Origin of the sequence: Sphingobacterium sp. UBA6317, from assembly GCF_002440385.1 — a bacterium.
Classification (GTDB): Bacteria; Bacteroidota; Bacteroidia; order Sphingobacteriales; family Sphingobacteriaceae; genus Sphingobacterium; species Sphingobacterium multivorum.
This window is the reverse complement of the sequence record NZ_DJTD01000067.1, coordinates 68,617-87,759: the sequence shown is the minus strand read 5'-3', so window position 1 is coordinate 87,759 and position 19,143 is coordinate 68,617. Positions and strand designations below refer to the sequence as shown.

Annotated in this window: 11 protein-coding genes; 8 read left to right on the top strand and 3 right to left on the bottom strand. The window is 41.6% G+C overall.

What is annotated here, in order from left to right; genetic code table 11:
* Nucleotides 1–40: 40 nt before the first annotated feature.
* Both B3E92_RS21950 and B3E92_RS21945 read left to right on the top strand, forming a co-directional pair.
* Nucleotides 41–1,795, top strand: a complete 1,755-nt coding sequence (locus B3E92_RS21950; RefSeq protein ID WP_286898368.1) for a family 43 glycosylhydrolase — start codon at nucleotides 41–43, stop codon at nucleotides 1,793–1,795.
* Between the two features lie 87 nt (nucleotides 1,796–1,882).
* Nucleotides 1,883–5,065, top strand: coding sequence for a glycoside hydrolase family 2 TIM barrel-domain containing protein (locus B3E92_RS21945; protein ID WP_286898366.1), 3,183 nt, complete (start codon nucleotides 1,883–1,885; stop codon nucleotides 5,063–5,065).
* 73 nt (nucleotides 5,066–5,138) lie between these two features.
* Here the strand turns inward: B3E92_RS21945 and B3E92_RS21940 are convergent, their stop codons facing one another.
* A complete protein-coding gene (locus tag B3E92_RS21940) occupies nucleotides 5,139–9,191 on the bottom strand; it encodes a hybrid sensor histidine kinase/response regulator transcription factor (RefSeq protein WP_286898364.1) in 4,053 nt (1,350 codons plus the stop codon).
* 331 nt (nucleotides 9,192–9,522) lie between these two features.
* Between B3E92_RS21940 and B3E92_RS21935 the strand changes: the two genes are divergently transcribed.
* From B3E92_RS21935 to B3E92_RS21925, 3 genes are all read left to right on the top strand, one after another.
* On the top strand, nucleotides 9,523–10,638 hold the full coding sequence (locus tag B3E92_RS21935; RefSeq protein WP_286898362.1) for a glycoside hydrolase family 88 protein: 1,116 nt from the start codon (nucleotides 9,523–9,525) through the stop codon (nucleotides 10,636–10,638).
* Between the two features lie 13 nt (nucleotides 10,639–10,651).
* Nucleotides 10,652–11,893: a DUF2264 domain-containing protein gene (locus tag B3E92_RS21930; RefSeq protein WP_286898361.1), complete on the top strand. Its 1,242-nt coding sequence runs from the start codon at nucleotides 10,652–10,654 to the stop codon at nucleotides 11,891–11,893.
* 69 nt (nucleotides 11,894–11,962) lie between these two features.
* A complete protein-coding gene (locus tag B3E92_RS21925) occupies nucleotides 11,963–13,285 on the top strand; it encodes a BNR repeat-containing protein (RefSeq protein ID WP_286898360.1) in 1,323 nt (440 codons plus the stop codon).
* 22 nt (nucleotides 13,286–13,307) lie between these two features.
* Here the strand turns inward: B3E92_RS21925 and B3E92_RS21920 are convergent, their stop codons facing one another.
* A complete protein-coding gene (locus tag B3E92_RS21920; RefSeq protein ID WP_286898359.1) occupies nucleotides 13,308–13,682 on the bottom strand; it encodes an ABC transporter permease in 375 nt (124 codons plus the stop codon).
* A gap of 404 nt (nucleotides 13,683–14,086) precedes the next feature.
* On the opposite strand from B3E92_RS21920, the gene B3E92_RS21915 reads away from it, so the two are divergent.
* Both B3E92_RS21915 and B3E92_RS21910 read left to right on the top strand, forming a co-directional pair.
* A complete protein-coding gene (locus B3E92_RS21915) occupies nucleotides 14,087–14,533 on the top strand; it encodes a nuclear transport factor 2 family protein (RefSeq protein ID WP_286898357.1) in 447 nt (148 codons plus the stop codon).
* Between the two features lie 205 nt (nucleotides 14,534–14,738).
* Nucleotides 14,739–15,107 (top strand): hypothetical protein, encoded by a 369-nt coding sequence (locus tag B3E92_RS21910; protein WP_146752988.1) that lies wholly within the window; start codon nucleotides 14,739–14,741, stop codon nucleotides 15,105–15,107.
* A 40-nt stretch (nucleotides 15,108–15,147) separates the two neighbouring features.
* On the opposite strand, the gene B3E92_RS21905 is transcribed toward B3E92_RS21910, so the two are convergent.
* The gene (locus B3E92_RS21905) at nucleotides 15,148–16,011 is read right to left on the bottom strand and encodes a DUF6624 domain-containing protein (protein WP_201639639.1); all 864 of its coding nucleotides are present in this window, start codon (nucleotides 16,009–16,011) and stop codon (nucleotides 15,148–15,150) included.
* A gap of 555 nt (nucleotides 16,012–16,566) precedes the next feature.
* Here B3E92_RS21905 and B3E92_RS21900 point away from each other — a divergent pair.
* Entirely contained in the window at nucleotides 16,567–19,113 is a 2,547-nt protein-coding gene (locus B3E92_RS21900; protein WP_286898354.1) for a tetratricopeptide repeat protein, read from the top strand.
* The last annotated feature ends 30 nt before the right edge of the window (nucleotides 19,114–19,143 follow it).

Genomic DNA, 19,143 nt, shown 5'->3' with positions numbered 1-19,143 from the left:
TCATCACGAGCAGTTAACTCAAAGAAACTTAAACTAAATCATGAAAAAACTTTTATCTGTCTGTCTTAGTTTGCTGTCAAGTTGTTTTATCGTCTATAGTCAACAGCCCATCCTACCGCAGTATAAATTGGTCTGGTCGGATGAATTTGATTATAATGGTGCACCCGACACGACTAAATGGAGTTACGAAGAAGGTTTCAAACGCAACCGGGAAGAGCAGTGGTATCAAAAGGAAAACGCTTCCTGTCGTAATGGCCTGTTGGTTATTGAAGCAAAAAAAGAACAACGTAATCATCCGGGTTTTATTCAGGGCAGCTCTGATTGGATTGCCAGCCGTAAAAAGATAACCTATACTTCGGCTTCGGTAAATACTTTAGGAAAGCAGCACTGGAAATACGGAATTTTTGAAATCCGCGCGCGTATCCCTGTTGGAGAGGGCCTTTGGCCCGCATTCTGGACTTTAGGCACGAGCAAGGAATGGCCATCCAATGGTGAAATAGATATCATGGAATATTATCGCGGCAATATATTAGCCAATATCGCAACTGGCACTGACCAACGGTGGAAAGCACATTGGTTCGGTAAGACAAAAGCAGTCAAAGATCTTGGCGGAAAGGCTTGGGCAGATCAATTTCATATCTGGCGCATGGTTTGGGATGAAGATTCCATTACGCTTTATGTGGATGATATGGAAATGCTTCACGTCCCTATGGATCAATTGGTCAATCGGGACGGTACAGGATTCAATCCATTTACCCAACCACATTATCTCCTGTTAAATTTGGCCCTCGGTGGAATAAACGGTGGCACGATAGCTGATAAATTACTTCCCGCTAAATATGAAATTGATTATATCCGCGTCTATCAAAAAGTAGAACGTGCTGAAATGAATAGCTTTACGCCAGGGGAAATATGGAAAGACCAATCCGGTGATGTGATCAATGCCCATGGCGGCGGCGTACTTCATCAAAATGGAAAATATTATTGGTATGGTGAGAAACGTGGCGGAACGACATCCCAGGGCGTCAATGTGTACTCATCCAATGATTTGTATAACTGGAAGTTTGAAGGATTGGCTCTCACACCTAGCGCAGATTCTACAAGCGATATTGCCTGGGGCTGTATTATGGAACGGCCAAAGGTTATCTATCATGAGCAGCTGAAGAAATATGTGATGTGGTTCCATCTTGAGTTGAAAGGGCAAGGCTATGCAGCAGCCAGGGCCGCCGTTGCTACCAGTGACTCTCCGCTTGGGCCGTTTCAGTTTGTCCACAGCTTCCGGCCAAATAACAATATGTCACGTGATATGGGTTTATTTGTAGACATCGATGGCAGGGCTTACCAAATCTATTCATCGGACGAAAACTATGCCTTACGCCTGGTTCAATTAACCGATGATTACCTGCATGTGACAGCAAAAGATTCCTTACTCTTCCGGAATCATCGGGAAGCCCCAGCTTTATTCAAGCATAAAGATCAGTATTATCTGATCACCAGCGGATGCACCGGCTGGGCTCCAAATCGTGCAGAGCTCCATGTCGCTAAGAGTCTTTTTGGCCCCTGGAAATCCCTAGGGGATCCAATGCAAGGGCCAAATTCGGCTTTGACTTATGGCGGTCAATCCACATTTATTCTTCCTGTCGCAGGAAAAACAGATGCCTTTATCTTTATGGCCGACCGCTGGAACCCCAAAGATCTTATGGATAGCAGATATATCTGGCTACCGGTAGATCTCCAGAATGAAAAAGTACAGATAAATTGGAAGGATCAATGGGATTTAAGTGTATTTCACTAGGCCTGCCGTATGGCCGTATTTAACCTACATTCTGTGAAACAAACCACTCTTTTTTGAATTGATTTCTTAATCGCTAAATAATAAAACATGCAGTTTGTGAATAAATTGGTGCTTATTCTACTCTATAGTTTGATATTCAATTTTGGACATGCGCAGTCCAGTGTTACCTTGACACATGGATCGCGTAAAATGCAACAGCTAGATACTCTTGTCCGAAAAGGAATCCCTTGGTTGGATGAAACGATAACCGAAGAAAACCGGCTGCCCATGCATACCGATTTTGTGACCTTTCCGAATACGTCTCAGATCGTCAATAGCGATTGGCGTGAATCTTCCGCTTATTTAAGTTTGAATGGTCCCTGGAAATTTAAATGGGCAGATAGTCCGTCAAAATTACCGGCCAATTTTGAATCGTTGACTTATGATGATCATCTTTGGGCTAATTTTCAGGTGCCTGCAAACTGGGAACTCAATGGATACGGTTTCCCGATGTATACGACCTCCGGTTTTGAATTCACTTATTTGATCGGAAAACCAAATCCACCAATTGTGCCGATGGATTTCAACCCCACGGCTGTGTACCGCCGAGAGGTAGTCATTCCTGAGGATTGGCAGGGCAAACCTATTATCCTCCATATTGGGGCTGCCAAATCAAATCTATCTGTTTGGGTAAATGGTCAATATGTGGGGTATGGGGAGGATAGCAAATTACCTTCCGAGTTTGATGTAACAAGATATTTGAGAAAAGGAAAAAATCTAATCACAATGCGCGTCATGCGTTGGGGAGTTGCAAATTATTTGGAGGATCAGGACATGTGGCGCCTCAGTGGAATCACACGAGACTGTTATCTGCTGGCACGGCAACCGATATATCTACGTGATATTCAGTTGGCACCGACCCTCAACGATTCTTTTGATGAAGGACAGCTAAATACTAAGCTGATTTTTAACCAGAGCAGTCAAGATGAGTTAAGAGCAGAGGTTTCATTACATAGAAATGGTCGTCTTGTGTCAGTTAAAACTGTTAAAGTCTCGGGACAAGAGATGGATATTGCACAGACCATAGAGCGTCCTGCACTATGGTCGGCCGAAATGCCAAATTTATACCAGGTGACTGTTAAGCTAATAGACCACGAGGGTAAACTCAGCGAGGTCGTTCCCCAGCAAGTGGGCTTCCGTCGGGTTGAGATCAAAGAAGGTCAGTTGCACGTGAATGGACAGCCTATACTTATCAAGGGAATAAACAGGCACGAAACAGATCCTGTAACAGGGCATGTGATCTCCAAAGAAAATATGTTGCGTGATGTACAGCTCATGAAAAAGTTCAATATCAATGCTGTCCGTACCAGCCACTATCCCAATGCCGAATATTGGTTGCAACTCTGTGATCAATATGGATTGTATGTGATTGATGAGGCTAATATCGAATCTCATGGCATGGGCTATGATCTGTCTTATACGATGGCCAATAGGCCGACCTGGGAAAAGGCACATGTTGCCCGTGTTGAACGTCTTATTCAGCGCGACCGGAATCATCCCAGCGTAATTATTTGGAGCATGGGCAACGAAGCTGGAAATGGCTACAATTTCTATCGGGCCTACCTCCGGATGAAAGAGCTCGATAAAAGTCGCCCTGTACAATACGAAAGGGCTGTGAATAATTATGGGGAATTAAGATTTGATTGGAATACCGATCTGATTGTTCCCATGTATGCAAGCCCATCGGCGATGAAAAATTATGCAGCGCGCAACCCTAAGCCCCAAAGGCCCTTTATTCAATGTGAGTATGCCCATGCCATGGGAAATTCATTAGGAAACTTTAAGGATTATTGGGACATCATTCGGGCAAATAAAGGAATATTCCAAGGCGGATATATTTGGGATTTTGTGGACCAATGTTTTATTAAAATCAACGCTAAAGGCGATACGGTTTATACCTATGGTGGAGACTATGAGCCTAAGGAAGCCATAACGGACTGGAATTATGCTTCCAAAGGCATTTTTTATGCTAATAGGACACCCTATCCGCATGCCTGGGAAATGAAGAAAGTATATCAAGATATCCATAGCAGCCTAATGAAGGAGAAAAAGATACAGGTTTACAATGAACGTTTTTTTACCGGACTTGACAATGTTGAACTTCAATGGGAGCTTATTGTTGATGGAAAGAAAGCCCAATCTGGTTTAATCAGTCACTTGAATGTGTTGCCGCAACAATCTGGTGTGCTGTTTATCCCTTATCAAACAGATGCACGTGGGGAGAAATTTCTGAATCTGACTTATCGATTGAAAAAAGCCGAACCCTTACTTCCTATGGGGCATATTATTGCAACCGAACAGTTGTCTTTAGGTGGTGTTTTTCAACCTAAGACAACCATTGTGGCACAGGGGAAAATTAAGACTGAGCGAAAAGATGGAAATATGATTATCTCGGCAAAACAGCTGCAGATGGAGTTTGACCTTAAATCAGGATGGCTGACCAGATATCATTACAAAGGACGGGATTTAATGGATGAGCATGCTTTATTTAAGACTAATTATTGGCGTGCACCGAATGATAACGATTTCGGTGCAAATACACCTGAAAAACTGAAATCTTGGAAACAGGTTACGGATTCTATTGAATTACTTGAAATTAGATCCGAATTAATCGATAGCCTGGTCTATGTCTATGCGGCCTACAAAATGCCTCAGGTATATGGACAGTTAGCAATGAAATACTGCATTAATCAACGGGGTGAAATGCGCGTTTCTCAATCATTCACAGCTGACACCACAAAAAAGGTTGCTGTTCTGCCACGTTTCGGCATGCAATGGATCATGCCTGCTGGATTTGAGGCCATTAATTACTACGGTAGGGGACCACAGGAGAACTACATCGACCGTAATTTTGCATCGCATGTCGGAATTTATAAACAGACCGTCGATCAACAGTATTTTCCTTATGTAATGCCACAGGAGACAGGTAATAAGACCGATGTCAGGTGGATGGAAATAAGAAATAAGCAAGGTGAGGGATTGTTTTTTACGGCAGATTCTACTTTCAGTATGAGTGCCTTGCATTATTTTGATAAGGATTTGGACGACGGTCCCAAGCGACAACAACGCCATGCCGCTGACCTTGTCAAAAGGAAACAAACGCAAGTTAATATTGACCTCAGACAAATGGGCGTAGGCGGAATCAATAGCTGGGGAGCATGGCCGCTTCACGAATATACATTGCCGTACAAAGATTATTCATTCTCCTTCGTTATAAAACCAGTCGAATAATTATAGCGTCCTGTACAGCAGAAAGAGCTCGTGATTGTTGTACAGGACTTATTTTACTTTTTAACAATTCAGACTAAGGCCGGTCTACATGGAATTCATTCTGAAATGCTTTTCGGTACTTTTTGACATAGTCGGATGGTGTATCGCCAAACAATTTGTTGAATTGTTGTCTAAAGTAGCGCTGATCGTAAAAACCTGTTAAGTTAGCTACTTCATTAATTTTCGAATCTGTCAAAATAAGCATTTCTGCTGCTTTTTTGAGTCGTACCGACCTGATAAATTCATTGATCGATTTGCCTGAAATTGTTTTAATTTTTTTATAAAGTGACGAATGACTCATCCCCGTTTTTTCGGCAAGGCTTATTACAGTCAATTCTTCCAGTAGGTTCTCTTCAATAATCTCAATGCACCGTTCTATGAATAGCTTGTCTGTGATCGATATCTTTAGCTCATTCGACTGTAATGTGATAGCGTTAAGGAAAAAGTCCTGAAGGTTCTTTTTGTTCTGCAGTAATGTCTTGACCCGAAGCAACAATATTTCCGAATCAAATGGCTTGTGGATATAATCATCGGCACCATATTGAATTCCGGCTAACTTCGTGCCGTCGGAAGTACTTGAAGTAAGCAGGATGATTTGAATATGGTTGAGCGTAGCATTAGATTTTACGGCTTTGCAGAGTGACAATCCATCCATCTCTTCCATGATAATATCACTTATGACCAGATCAGGTTGTTTTTGCTTGATCATATCGAGTGCCTGAACACCATTATGGGCATTATAGACCGAGTATTCTACCTTAAAAATGTCGGTAAGGTAGCTGCGGATCGCATCGTCGTCGTCAACCAATAAGATACTGAATTTTTTGCTTGATATGGCCGTTGGAAATGTGGGAGCTGTTTCTGTCACCACTTGTGCATCGTATAGCATTTGAATCCCCGACTCGTTGCGGTGCGCTACATCTGCCAATGGTTCTTCGGCCGGCATTTGTTGTGCCACGATCGGCAAAACGAGGTCGAATGTTGTTCCCGCTGTTGCTGAACTCGTATAACTTATTTTTCCGGCGTGCATTTCAACAAAAGTTTTGACCAGATACATGCCGATCCCGAATCCCGTTTGTTTTTTGGGGCCAGTCAGTGGATCCGAAAAATATTTGTCGAATATTCTATCGCCAAGATGTTCGGGGATACCTTTTCCCGAATCCTTGATCTGAATGGTTAATTCCCTACCCTGTTGCGATAGAGCAATATGAATAGCGCCATCGGAAGGCGTAAATTTAAAGGCATTTGATATGAGATTGCATAAGATGATCTCAATTTTTTCTTTGTCGGCATTGACAAACACCGGATCGGAATTTTCCTGGAACTGATAATTTATCTTTTGTAATTTTGCCTGGGCAGCGAAATATAGAAATATTTCTTTCATAAAGCTTTGACAGTCGAAAATGCTGGTTTTGAGCTGTTCGGCACCGTCCTCTGTTTTTCTAAATACAAGCAGTTGGTCCACCAAGCTCAAAAGCCTTTTGGCGTTCCTATGTACTACCTGAAGGGAAGCCCTGTCTTCAGACTCTTTATTGGTCTTCAGCAGATCTTTAATCGGATTAATAATTAGGGTCAGCGGTGTTCTAAATTCATGCGATATATTGGTAAAAAATGCGTGCCTCTTTTCATTGAGTTCTCTTTCCTTTTGGATGGTGAATTTTGAAAGCTGTATTTCATAATTTAAAGCGATTTGCCTCCTCCGATAGCGCAGATACCATAGCCCCGTATAGATCATAGCCAGCGTGTAAAGCAGGTAAGCCCACCAGCTTCTATACCAAGGCGGGAGAATTTGAATCTCGAGCTTAATCTGCTTATTTGTCCAATTGCCTTCCGAGTCGGTCGATTGAATAAGCAGGGTATAATTTCCTTCATGCAGGCCGTTGTAATTGATAGATCGGGTAGACCCGGCATCGTTCCATTGCTTGTCTAAACCTTCCAAGCGGTATCTATATTTTATCTTTTGTGGCGAATCAAACTCCAAGGCGGCAAACTCCAGCGAAAAAGTAGATTGATTGTAGGGAAGGGTCAATTTGTGAATAGTATTATCTTTTCCAATATCGACCCGGTCGCTCAGTTCGGCAATCTTTTTATTGTTAATTTTAAGACTTGTGATTGCTAAGGCAGGTTCATAAATTTTCAGTTTGATACTATCTGCATCAAAGATGTTAAAACCGTTGTTTCCTCCGAAAAGAAGATGGCCATCTTTGAGCTTAAATGCTGCTCCATAAGAAAACTCGTTGCTTTGAAGCCCATCCGTTTCTTCGTATCGTACAATTTTTTTAGTGGAAGGATCGAACTTCGAGAGGCCATTAAAGGTACTTAACCATAGTTTCCCGGTTTTATCTTCCAAAATATTAAGTACGGCATTGTTACTCAAACCTTCATTTGTGGAATAATTTTCGACAATCTTTTTTGATTTGCTATCAAATGCCAAGAGCCCTTTACCTTCTGTTCCTAACCAAAGTCTGTTATTTTTTCCGAGCCGAATGGCACGAACAGGTTTTCCGATTAAATACCTGGCGCTTTTTCGTGTCTTCTTGTTTAGCTGTATGATCTCATTGTAATTCCCCATCCAGATATTACCTTGTTTATCGTCAATCATGCAATTGATATCATAGATGTCTTCGCTGAAGACTTCAAATTGGTCGCTTGTCGGATTATATGTATACACTCTTCCCTCAGAAAATGTCGCTGCCCAGATCTTCTCATCCTGATCCTTAAAAAGTAATTGTACACTGTTATTTACGACCCCATTTGGCGTCCTGCAAACATAATATTTTAAACCCGAACCTTTTGCATAACGCGCAATGCCCCTTTCGGTTGCGATCCATAGATCTCCGTTAGTTCCGGTCAAAAGATGGTTTATCGTATTGTCTGGCAATTGCTGTGGCCCTTTTTGAAAAGATTGAACCTGATTGGTCTTGTTATCCCATACATAAAGGCCATCACCTTCGGTACCAATCCAGATCTTGTTATCATACTCAACGAAAGAACGTACAAATTTGTGCGCTAAGTTAAATCCCGCATAATGTTTCTGCTGTAAATAATTAAATTTATAGCCATTGTTATCAATGGTCTCAATGCCGCCCTTTCCGGTGCCAATCCATATTTTACGCTGGGAGTCTATGTAAACCGTATAAATGGTTTTGCTATTCAGTGAAAATTGTACGGGCTGTAGAACATTTTTATTTGCTGCTTTTCCATGAGATAGGTTAAGTATAAAAATGCCATTGTTTTGGGTGGCTAACCAAAGTTTGTTTTGCCCCTCCAGCGTCAGCATGTTGATCTGGCTCGATTTAAGCTCCTGTGGATACAAGGACGAAAGCATATGGTCTTTGATTTTCCAAACAAATAGCCCCTCGTAATTACCAATAAAGAGTTCACCGCTGTTTGTGCTAGCCATACAGGTTGCACTCGTAATAGCCTTCGATACAAGATTCAACTGCTGAGTTTTTTTGTCGAAAGCGTATAAACCGCGTCCCTCTATAAAAACCCATACCATGCCGGTCGCGTCAATATGCGTGGCCGATACGTGGTAGTATAAGGTGGATAGGTTCGATTTATAATCTTTAAAAGCAATTTGTATGGCATATGCTTCTTGATGACTTTTGTAAAATAGCCCCCAGCCGTTTGTGCCGATATAAATATTATTATCACTATCGATTTGAATGGATTTCGTATCGGCATTGAGATGATATGACCGTTTTGATTTTTGGTCTATATAATTTAAACGCGTGAAAGTATCAAAATTTCGGTCGTAGACTCCAATTCCTTGACCAGTTCCTATCCATAATTTTTTATTATGGTCTTCTGCTATACAATAGATATAATTATGCGGAATGCTATTTTCGTTATTTAGCTGATTTCTGTAGGTTTTTATATCATAACCGTCGAATCTGTTTAGCCCGTCGTAGGTACCAAACCACATGAAGCCATGGCTATCCTGAAATATAGATTTCACCGAACTATTGGATAAATCTTTATTCATCTCCTTGGGGAATTGCGCGTGGGTCAGCGTGCTTGTGTGAACAAGGATGAGAACGAATATCAGGATCAAGGCCTGACGTGAATGTAGGAGTCTGTTCAAACTAGGCATGTTAGCAGCGATGTTAGTATGGTATTTCCGATATCAGATAATTTATCGATTCTTCCTTATCATAGGTTATTATCTTGAAAACAACTTTTGTGATCAGAAAAAGTCAATTTGAAGATTATATGGTTAAAGATACGATTGTTTTTTAAAATAAGTGTATATTGTACGTTTATTTAAGACGAACAGTTTTTACGAGTAAGATTTTGCTTCATAAAGCAAAAAGAGGACGGGATGAAAGTAATAAGTGTCTCTATTAAAATAGTGTACAAACCAATTTAAGCAGCTTATGCGCTAGTTTATCAAAAAATACGATACATCTAAATATATGCGGATCAATTTAATCTTATGTCTATTGTTTGTAGGACATTTTTCATTTGGACAGCAATTGAACAAAAAGACCGTACTAGCTCAGCTAAGTAAGGCAAACCAATACTGGCAGTCTCATCATAAGCCCGAAGTTTGGGCGTTTTGGGATCAGGCAGCTTATCATACCGGAAATATGGAATTCTATAAGATTTCAAAATCAGCAGGAGACTTAAAATATTCTACGGATTGGGCGATATACAATGATTGGAAAGGAGCCAAGTCTACCGATACGCAACTGTGGAAATACAACTATGGGGAAACAGACGAACACGTTCTTTTTGGTGATTGGCAAATCTGTTTCCAAACCTATATCGATCTCTATCATTTATCGCCAAGCCCTGAAAAGATTGCACGTGCTCAAGAAGTCATGGAATATCAGATCCACTCCAATAAACAGGACTATTGGTGGTGGGCCGATGGTTTGTATATGGTGATGCCGGTGATGACTAAAATGTACAAATTGACAGGGAATTCACTTTATCTGGATAAGATGTATACTTATTTGCAATATGCCGATAGTATCATGTTTGATCAGGAAGCGAAATTGTATTACCGTGATGCAAAATATGTTTTCCCCAAACACCAGAGCTTACACGGCAAAAAGGATTTTTGGGCCCGGGGCGATGGCTGGGTTTTCGCGGCATTTGCGAAGGTTCTTCAAGATCTACCTGAGGAGGATAAACATTATACCTACTATCAGGAGCGTTTTAAGGAAATGGCAGCCGCTATCATGAGTTGTCAACAGCAGGAGGGATTCTGGACTCGAAGCATGTTAGATTCCGAACATGCACCCGGCAGGGAAACAAGCGGAACCGCTTTTTTTACTTATGGACTGCTCTGGGGAATAAATAATGGATTGCTAAGCGATTTTAAATTTAAAGATGCTGCGGTTAAAGGCTGGAAATATCTTAGTGAGATCGCTTTACAACCCGATGGCAGAGTTGGGTATGTACAACCGATCGGTGAAAAAGCTATCCCCGGACAGGTGGTGGGTACCAACTCTACAGCTCCTTTTGGTGTAGGTGCGTTTTTATTAGCCGGCTCGGAAATGTATCGTTATTTAGCTCAAAAATAGATTGGATTTGAAAATGAAAAATAAGATTTTATTGTTCTTGGTCATTTTTCTGACAGGCCATACTGCCCTTGGACAGGGCTTGAAGGAGAAACCTGTATCAGCAAAGGAGACGGATAGAGCTTTTTGGCTTAAAGAAATGGATCAGATGTTGCGTCCTGTCCTCCGCAGTCTGGCCCATGATAGCCTACGGTTAACTATGCCACAAATGACTTCTATACACGTGGATAATAAGGAACAGCGCATCAAAGTACAATATGTTGAAGTCTTGGGAAGGGTATTGTCAGGCATAGCGCCCTGGCTTTCTTTGGATGGCGGTTCGGCTGAAGAGATAAAGTTACGCGATCAGTATAGAGCATGGACTGTTCAAGCACTTAAAAATGCTTTGGACAGCAATGCGCGGGATTTTATGCGTTTTGATCTCGGTGGTCAACAACTTGTTGATGCCTCATTTATCGCTTTGGGATTTATGCGAAGTCCTTGGCTGTGGGATCATATCGACAAACAGACAAAAAAGAATTTGGTAGCATCCATAAAAATTACCCGCCAATTTCGGCCGGCTTATTCAAACTGGTTGCTCTTTTCAGCGATGAATGAAGTTTTTTTAGCGAAGTATTCGGATGATTGGGACGTGATGCGCGTTGATTATGCGCTGCAGCAATTGGAACAGTGGTATGTTGGCGATGGAATGTACATGGATGGTCCGCATTATGCGTTTGATTACTATAATAGTTATGTTATCCATCCCTTCCTGGCCGGAATTATGGATTTCATACAGCTGAAAACTAAAAACTATGATGGGATGTTTGCAAAAATCAAGCTCCGCAATGCGCGCTATGCCCTAATTCAGGAGCGGATGATCAATGCCGATGGCAGCTTCCCACCGACGGGAAGGTCTGTAATCTATCGTGCGGCAGCTTTCCATCATCTCGCCGATATGGCTTTCAAGAAACGGCTCCCTGTGGAGCTTAGCGAAGGACAGGTGAAGGCAGCACTGTCTGCGGTACTGAGAAAATCGACTGAAAATCCTAATACGTATGAAAATGGCTGGTTGACACTGGGTATGTATGGTAATCAGCCGGGCTTGGGCGATCCGTACAATAATCAGGGGAGCCCCTATTTATGTTCAGTAATTTTTTTGCCTTTAGGATTACCCGACGGAGATTCTTTTTGGACAAGTGAAGCAAGCGACTGGAGTGCACGGCGTATCTGGTCAGGACAGGACTGGCATAAAGATCAGAGCAAAGCCATTCAATAACCCCAAATTCCGGTGATAAGACTCCTTTCAAAAGGACTTGGCGGAATCAGCAAATGTATAAAAAATTCAATGAAGCAATATCTAAATCAACTAATAAGAGTAGGGATGCTCGCTTGCGCGTGCCTCTTGTTTATTTACAATGCACAAGGGCAGAAAATTAAGAATACGCTTGTCGGAAATGGTTGGGCAAAGAACACGGTCAACACAACCGTATTTCGTAAAAATTCATTAACCAGCAATGGTAAATACCAATATATCGCTTATTATGACGAAGCTGGATATGTAGTTCTAGGTCAGCGGTTACTTTCTGGCAAGGTCTGGAAGTTGCGACGTTCGGGTTATACTGGGCATGTGAAGGATGCCCATAATGTGATCAGTATTATGGTGGATAAGGCAGGATATCTCCACGTTTGCTGGGATCAGCATGACAGCAAGTTGAGATATGCACGTACCCTTCACCCCAATAGTCTTGTGCTAGGTTATGAGCAAGCCATGCTGGGACAAAATGAATCAAAGGTGACCTATCCTGAATTCTTAAAGTTGCCCAGTGGTGAGTTGCTGTTTTTATATCGTGATGGCGGATCCGGTCATGGTAATCTTGTGGTTAATAGGTACGACAGTAAACAACAGAAGTGGGAGCGGATGCATAGCAATCTGATTGATGGCGAGGGGCGGAGAAATGCCTATTGGCAAAGTTATGTGGATCGTCGGGGGACGATACATCTTTCTTGGGTGTGGCGGGAAAGTACCAATGTGGAAAGCAATCATGATATGGCTTATGCATGTTCAAACGATGGCGGATTAACCTGGCAAAAGAGTAATGGAATGCGGTACGATTTGCCTATGAAAGAATCTACCGTTGAATACGCAGCCCGTATCCCACAACAGCACGAATTGATTAATCAAACCTCTATCGCTGCGGATGAAAAAGGGAATCCTTTTATCGCCAGTTACTGGCGTGACGCAGGATCAGAGATCCCACAATACAAGGTCATCTATTTACAAGAGGGTGAATGGAAGATCCGGTCTTTTGATTTTAGAAAAACACCCTTTACGCTGAGTGGTGGTGGAACAAAGGATATTCCAATTGCCAGGCCGCAGCTATTGGTTCGCGGAAAAGGTCATAAAACAATGTTGACGCTGGTCTTTCGGGATCAAGAGCGCGGTTACCGACCTTCGATACTGAGGTTGAATGGGATGCAGCAAGAGGCTAATAATATTATTGATCTTTGTGATCAGTCTGTAGGAGCCTGGGAACCTACATATGATACCCAGTTGTGGCAAAAGAAACGTAAAATTGCTTTATTTGTGCAGCCTACAGTGCAAAAGGATGCTGAGGGTCTAGCTGATGCTCCCGCGACAGCCGTACGGGTAGTAGAATGGCGTGATTGAGAATGAGGTTGTTTTCAAATTTTTACTCCGCTTTTAAGCTGTCGACCGGATTAGCTTTTGCAGCGGCTATTGCTCTGGTACATAGGGTTAGAATAGCAATTACCAGTGCAATAATCCCTGCGAGAGCAAGTATCCACCAGCTGACCGAAATGCGATAAGCGAACTCTTGCAGCCACTGATTCATCAATAACCATCCGAGCGGCAGTGCAATCAACAGTGCTATACCGACCAGTTTAACCATATCAGAGCATAGTAGATAAACGAGGTTGCTTAATGTTGCGCCTAATGTTTTACGTATACCAATTTCCTTTATCCGCAATTGAATAGCGAATGTGATTACACCGAATAGCCCTAAACAGGCAATAACGATAGACAACAAGGCAAAAATTAAGAGCATTTGACCTTGCTTTATTGTATCGATGCTCGTAGCTTTTATCTATCTCTTATGGCTTCAGTTCATCTTTTTGCCAGCATTTAATATAGTGTACGCATGTGAACGATATTGTTTTAAACTGTTCGCATCCGTACATCTACTTTTTTTGAAAAAAGATACGAAATGTGCTTTAATAGGTCATGGGGGCGTTATTGAACGCACAGGGACAGCTGGTATAGTATTTGGCACGGAGTTAATAAAATGGATCTTATGTTCTTAATGTATTTTGACGTTCACCTTTTGATCTCAGTCATTCACCGAGTTTTGTGGGGAACTAGTCTAAAATCTGTCGGTTAGAGCTCTAGTGAACCGTAGTTTTGAATTAAGAAATAAGAACAGAAAAACTTACAAGACAAAATAAAGATATTATGAAAACGCTAGTAAAAACAATCGCAGCAGCAGCCTTAATCGCAATTTCAACATGTGCAATGGCAGCTGAGGGCCCAGGATCAAAAACAGCAAAAACAACTGTTAACTTGTCAACCGCAGACTTTGCTTTAGAGCACTATGTTGCTGTCATGGCTGAAGGAGAATCGGCTGGTGTAGAACAATTGTTTGCTGAAGATTTTAATCAAAAGGTTCAAACAGCAAAGTTGAAGTCAAATAGCCGTAGTGAAGTGGTAAAATCATTGAAAAAACAAAAAGGTGAGAAACTAAACTGTAGGGTAAGTACGGAGATACTTGAAACATCAGCCGATTATATGGTGGCCAGGATGACCTTGAAATTTGAAAATTTCACCAAGACCGATCTAGTAACCTTTGTCCGTGAAGGAAATGACTGGAAAGTGTCCAAATCGATCAATTCGTATAAATAGTAGCTCATAATTTGAGGCCAGCTCAGTCATAGCAAAAGCCGAGCTCTAGTGAATCACATGTTTATAAATTTAGTTTAGAAGCCACATCCTGCGATGTGGCTTTTTGTATGATCACAGATTTTTATGATTGTAAATTTGTTCTTTTAAGTTTTAACTCTAAATTTAATCGTAAATCCAAAGAACAATAATATCTTTATTTAAAGGAATGAAGAAAACTAGAAGTTGGCCATTCTTACTTATCTTGTTTTTAATCGCTACAGCTATTATTTATTCAAGATTGATTACGCATTCGATGGTATTAGGGAAATATGACTTCAAATATCACGAATGCTTTGCAGGTGCAGAGCTGCCGGATAGAGATGATGAGCTAACCTTGTTGGATAACAATAAATATCGAAGTTCTTTTTTTGGCAATGGAGAATACCATGTAGCATACGGCGTATTTGATACGCGATTGGTTTTGCGTTATTCTGGAGGTACTGCTTCGTGTGAATTAGTCATAAAAAAACGGGGAAATAGTATTGTCATTGTTGTAGATGATACCTGCGATTTTTTTTATGAAAAGGCAGATTAAATCAAGGTGATGTTTTTTTTGGCTGAATTGAAATTATCACTTAGTTTTTATAATCCACAGGTAATTCATACCCTCTTTGGTTCCTTAAAAGACTTAGCGGTGGTAGCCCAATTTCTTTTCTTCGTACATCTACCTCATCAATGTTCTCAATCGGTGTAACAATTCTTTTGTTTTGTTTACCCATTTCCCAGTATGATCCATAAATCTGTTTTTGACGGATTATGGCCCGGTGTCTATCGATAACTAAAGCCATGTTGAAAGGTGGATACTTGAGATCTATAACCGCTTTTTTCATCAATGGTGTCAAAATTTCAATATTTTTGGCATCCTCAATCCCATTATTTAAAGTATGTAACAATAATATAAAGATAGCGTTTACGCCATCCATGCCAACAGTTTCAAGATTCGGAAACTCTGTTCTCGCTATAATCTCCTTTATCACGGCCATATTAGCCGTGTCACTAGCGAAAATAAGAGAATCAGCTTTTTTGTATTCAATAACTCCCAATAAGGAACGCAATGCCTGATCCTTTTCCAACATATTAAGTAAAGTTGTGCGGTCCTCCAAATGAGCTATTTTGCTTAGATGTTTTTGACGAAGTGAATCGTAGGTTTTTCTCCAATTGGTATGATGTTTTAAAAAACTATTTACATTACTGTCAACCTCTAACATCCCTAAAGAAGCACCGTTTAAAATAGATTGCTTTAAATATTTTTCCGCTGTTTTACTGTCTTTTACTTTTAGTGCTAATTTTACCAATTCTATATCAATAAACGGATCTATATCACTAATCTTGACCATTTTTCGATATAACAAATAAGCTTCAGGTGTCTTCTTTTCAAAAATTAAACTATCTGCGGTATTCTTTAAATAAAAATAAGAACTGCTTTTTTGAGCTTTCACGTGGCAGGAAATGAAAATTAGGAAGAGAATAAGAAATGGCTTAAACATATGTTTATATTTATATACCTAAATATATTATATTGTCATTAATAATAAGAATATGTTTTTTTATTTATCCTATTGGAAAAATAAGCACCTATTGAAATGGCCCTATTAAACACTCGCTTTTTTACTGATTTTTTCCCTGCCTCAGAACTTTATTCCGATCAAAGAACTATTTTTTAGAAGTAGAAAAAATGTACATCTAGGCCAAGATGCGGGCATTATTGGCCGTTGAGGTCGCCCATGCGATTATCTCTTGGATTTATAGAAAGTGGCTTCATTATTGTAATCAACTCGGTTGCCGAGGACGCATTGGGAATAGCTTATGTTATTCTAAATCGTAAAAATCAAACAACGGTAAGGTAAAAATTAGCTAATGCGGCTGTTTTCAGGCTGATAATTTACTGAATGTGGCTAGAATTCTTTAGTTTTGGCTATTTGTTTAGATAAATATTGCACTACAGCCTCCTTGGCGTAAGAACGTTTGGAAAAACTCAGAAATACGGACGAACAATGATATTGAAAGAAAGAATGAGCTACAACTATCTTAAATACCTTTTTACAGGAACGCTTTCGGCTTTACTGCTTACAGGCTATGCGCAGGAAGTGGGGAAACAGCAGAAAGATAAGAAAGAGAAACCACAACAGCAAAGTGTGCGAAGTGGCGCCGGTGAGGTTCAAACCATGGATTCCATTGATGTCGTACGTGATTACCGGCCCATGCTGGCTGATGCCGTTAAGGTGCGCCGCAGCCCGGATATGACGCTTATCAACCGTGATGCTATTGAGACCGAACTGCGCCAGATTGCCACTGCCACTTATTTAGCACAGCAAAAATATAAACAGGCCTATTACCACGAATTGATGCAACGGCATCCAGACGCTTCACAAAGCAATGTCGATAATTATCGCATCAGCTACCTAGCTTACGGTGCCGGCGAATACAAAAGGGCGAGCGGTATGTTGGAGGCCATAAAACCTTCGGATGCCTTTTATCAGGGGGCGATCATGACCTTAGGTCATATCGCATTGGAGACGGGCGACAAGCAAGCTGCACGAAATGCTTTTGTCAAAGCTACAAAGCTGGATTTGGACCGGCAAGTGAAGGCCGATGCGCTATTTAACTATGCTAAAATCTTGTTTGCAATGGACTCCACCCAGGCTGCGCAAAAAGTCCTCGAGAAATATATCGAGCAGGAAGTGAAACCTGTCGATCCGGGTTCAAAAAGAAAGGAAAGTGCCGAAACACTATCCGCTGAAATCCTACGTGGGACGACCAACTTCCATGCCGGTGTTAGTATGCTGGAATCGTTAAAAGAGCGCGGTCGGGAAGTCAATGCGATCTATCAAAAGGTCACCTACTACCGCGGATTGGAGTTTTATAACGAGCGTGCTTTCGAAAATAGCATATCCATGTTTATGCGATCTGAAAAGTTTCCGGTCAATGCTGAAATGGCCGCTCTTGCGACCTATTGGAAAGCAGAGGCCATGTATGAAGTGCGCAAATTTGGTGAAGCCGTAGAAAACTTCTCCCAATTTCTAAGCCTGCCCGTCGCTCGGAATAGCGACCTGTTTAATTATGCAAATTATGGGCTGGCCTATGCGGCCTACCGAAACAACCGTTTTGAGTTGGCAGCCAATTATTTTGAACGCTTTCTGACTGCTGGAGGAAATGCGGTGGATCAAAATATACGCTATGATGTCATTGCACGTCTGGGCGATTCCTACCTGTGTCTGCGCGACTACAGCCGGGCCAACAAATACTACGATCAGCTGATCAACAGCAAAGCGCCCAATCAGGATTATGCCTTATTCCAGCGCGGTGTTTTATTTGGTCTGCAAGGCGACAATGAAACCAAGCTCAGTACGCTGCGGTCGGTGTTGAAACAATTTCCATCTTCGAACTATGCAGATGATGCGGCCTTTGAAATTCCCTATACTTATTTCACGATGGGTGATTATAGCCGTGCGATCGAAGGGTTACAGGCAATGGTCGAAAAGTACCCTCGCAGTAGTTATATTCCCCGCGCCTTAATGACCATAGGACTCGTGCAGTACAACAATGATGAGCCCGAAGCGGCGAAAGCGACTTTCCAGAAGGTGGTGGAGAAATACACCCGAACTGCCGAGGCGGAGCAGGCGATGCGTTTCATTGAAAACATCTACCTCGATCAAGGGGATGCTTCGAGCTATATTCGTTACGCTGTCGGTACCAATGTCAGTAATCTGAGTCCCGCAGAGCTAGATAACATGGCTTTCCAGGCGGCGCAGTCGCTATTCGCCAGGGGAGAATATGGGGCGGCTGTAGAAGCGATCAACGCCTATTTTGATAAATTTCCAAAACCCAGACAAGAAAAATTCGCCCGTTATATCCGTGGAGTGAGTTCGTACCGCACCGGGCATCCACAGGAAGCACTGCATGATCTGAATATCATCCTGAACGACTGGACGAGTAAATATTCAGAGAATACCTTGCTGACGGTTGCTGCGCTATATTTGGATCTTAAAGAATACAATGAAGCCATTGTGCACCTCAAAAAATTGGAGCTCAACGAAGAATATAAAAAGAACTATGGCTATGCGGTAACGAACCTGATGGTGTGTTACTTCGAACTCGGCGATATGGAGCAAATGGCTAAGTATGTGAGTCTGGTCAAAAATTACAACGGGGCAACCGAGGAGGAAATAGCGAAAGCGCATTTGTACAGTGGAAAAGCTTTGTTGAAAGAGAAAAATGTAGCGTCTGCCATGAAAGAATTCAACCTGGCTGCGCTGAAGAGTCAATCGGCTATCGGCGCAGAAGCACGGTATCGCGTAGCGCTTTTGCAGTACGATAACAAGGAATATGATAAGGCGCTGGAAACAGCCTTTGATGTGATTAACAATAGGGAAGCGCAAGAATACTGGGTTGCCAAGAGCTTCCTGGTACTTGCTGATGCCTATGCGCGCAAAGGCAATGCTTTCCAGGCGAAGAGTACCTTGAAAAGTGTGATTGACAATTATGACAAAAACGATGATATCGTGCCTGCAGCGAAAGAACGCTTACAGAAGTTGAAGTAATACTTCTGAAAATTTGGCATACGCCAGATG